Annotated in this window: 3 protein-coding genes; all 3 read right to left on the minus strand. The window is 34.5% G+C overall.

Going from position 1 to position 2,209, the window contains the following annotated elements; translation table 11 throughout:
- Positions 1-20: 20 nt before the first annotated feature.
- The 3 genes from GR929_RS21695 to GR929_RS21705 all read right to left on the minus strand — a co-directional run bounded on the left by GR929_RS21695 (position 21) and on the right by GR929_RS21705 (position 1,998).
- Complete coding sequence (locus GR929_RS21695) at positions 21-389, minus strand: hypothetical protein (protein WP_159523919.1); 369 nt, start codon at positions 387-389, stop codon at positions 21-23.
- A gap of 416 nt (positions 390-805) precedes the next feature.
- A complete protein-coding gene (locus tag GR929_RS21700) occupies positions 806-1,201 on the minus strand; it encodes a hypothetical protein (protein WP_159523921.1) in 396 nt (131 codons plus the stop codon).
- Between the two features lie 167 nt (positions 1,202-1,368).
- Entirely contained in the window at positions 1,369-1,998 is a 630-nt protein-coding gene (locus GR929_RS21705; protein ID WP_201301093.1) for a hypothetical protein, read from the minus strand.
- Positions 1,999-2,209 lie beyond the last annotated feature (211 nt).

A 2,209-nucleotide genomic window follows, 5' to 3' on the forward strand; every position in this document is an offset into this window, starting at 1 on the left:
CATCAAATAGTAGGGGCTTATTATTTATGCGATTGCTTGAACAGGCTGTTATTGCAGAGCCTGTAACATATGAAAAAATAATTAAAGAAAATCACGGGTATTGATTGGATACCCCCATTAATTATTTTGATATTAGAACCGTCTGTAGCAGCAATTTCATCAATACTCAATTTGACTTCTCCAATGGCATCAAGTACCTTGTCCGTATTTTCTTTATTATTCGCATTAATGCTACTAGGAATACTATCAAGTTTTGTATCAATTGTTATTTCTCTATTTTTCTCAATTTTCTTACCGTAATGAAAATGACCATAGCCACCGATAGCTGTCAAAATAATTCCTAAAAAAACTACTATTTGCGATATGGTTTGTAAAATTTCTGGCTTCATTATTATCTATCTTTAGTATTGCTTGCTATTCTTTTATAATTGGCGGTAACGGTTGGTACATGTTGTCGGGGCGGATTTCGGAGAGCGTTCCTGTCCGAAGGACACGGAACTGCGATGCGAGAATCCGCAGTTGGCGTACCACCGAACCCCGCCCTGCAATATGTACTGTGTTATGCGTTCGATTTTTTAATTTTTTTCATAATCCATTTAATCATTTCTATGAAAAGTTTTATTGTCACTCGAACAATAAATACTCCTAAAAAGCCAGCAATCACGATTGCTACTTTTTCTAAAAATTTGTCTATTCCAAATCTAGTCCACAAGTCAAAAACCGACATTATTACAACCAAGCATATTAAAGCAATTGAAAGAATAAGTCCCGTATTTCTGAGTCTGGATTTCATTTGGGGTTAAATTCAGTTAGTCTCTGTCAAAAAGTTAAACTCTGTCTCGTTAGTGTTTTTTGTATATTGATTTTGTTTTCCCGATTTGTCCATAAAACCAACAACTACAAAGTCCTTAAAAACTAAAAATCTAAAGTCATTGCCAGTCAGTGAAATGTCAGGTGTTGCCCAAGATGAAATTGAGCTGTCCCAGTTGTCAGGATTATTTTTAAACCAGGTTCTCAAACTGTCAATTATTTTTGAGTCTGCATTTATTTTTATTATTAAAGAACTGTCCAAAATGATATCTCCTCTGGGATTGAACTTTAATTCAAAATGTTTCTCATTTTTAAGAATCTCTTCAAAATCCAGATTTTGTCCGCATGAGATTGTAAAAATCATGAGTAGAAATCCAATATTTTTAATCATTCTCATCATATCTTTTTGGTCCTTTTAAATTGACGCATAACGGTAAATTGTATGTGGTCGGGCGGGATTTCCAACAGAAATCCTGTCAGACCCGCAGGAGGTAGCAGCACTGGTCTGACTTGTCAGACCGAGACGAACCCCGCCTGCCATATTACAAAATGTTATGGTTAGTTTTTCCTTTTTCTTAGTATTCCAATCATTTGTCCAACTCCAATTCCAAAATAGGTTCTGTCTTTATTTATTTGTACCATAGGTGAAATTGTTACTCCATAAACTGTCGTAAATGGGAATTCTATTTTCGGGTTTATTATTAAGCTTATTGTATTTTGTCTTTTATAGTCCCATGTATAATTTTCTCCTATTAAAGACGCATTTTCTATTTTTTGCCAATTTTCAGGTTCCTTTATTATCGTATAGCCTAATCCTAAAGACAAATTGAATCTTATTGTTCCATTTTCGTTAAGGTTGTATATTTTGCCTAAGGCGAATTGGTAAGTTTCCATTAGGTCATGAGGGTTCTCCGTCCCAAAGAGCAATGCTTTTGCCAAGCCAGATGAATAATCGTCAGGTCGCGATTTAGGTTTTCGCATGTCGTAAATGTATCCAATTTTAAAAGAATACTTTTCTTTATATACATAGTTCAGATTTAAATCGACTCCAAAGTAATTTCCAAAATTCAATCCGTCTGAGTAATAAATTGCGTTATTTTCAGAGAATTGAGCTTTTATAGAATTAAAGCTGAGAATCATAAAGAACAGTATTATTGTTCGTTTAAAAATCAACAAGTTATTTGTCATTGGTCGAGTTGTTTGGTTTTTTGTCTAATTGTCAATACTGCATTTTAGCTTGAAGATTTGATTACGTTTTCGTGTTGTTCAAATTAACCATAACGTAAAGTGTATGTTGCGTACCGGTTTTTATTGTGGTTTTCCGTCCGGATGGACTGGAAAATCGGATTGAAAACCGGGGACCGGGGTTTTGCTTTCCCCGGTATGCAATATGACACAT

The organism is Sunxiuqinia indica, assembly GCF_009847015.1.
In the GTDB taxonomy this organism is placed as follows: Bacteria; Bacteroidota; Bacteroidia; order Bacteroidales; family Prolixibacteraceae; genus Sunxiuqinia; species Sunxiuqinia indica.

Bases quoted from the DNA above. Each gene is read 5' to 3' on its own strand.
- GR929_RS21705 (WP_201301093.1), bottom strand. From the start codon at position 1,998: ATGACAAATAACTTGTTGATTTTTAAACGAACAATAATACTGTTCTTT.
- GR929_RS21700 (WP_159523921.1), bottom strand. From the start codon at position 1,201: ATGATTAAAAATATTGGATTTCTACTCATGATTTTTACAATCTCATGC.
- GR929_RS21695 (WP_159523919.1), bottom strand. From the start codon at position 389: ATGAAGCCAGAAATTTTACAAACCATATCGCAAATAGTAGTTTTTTTA.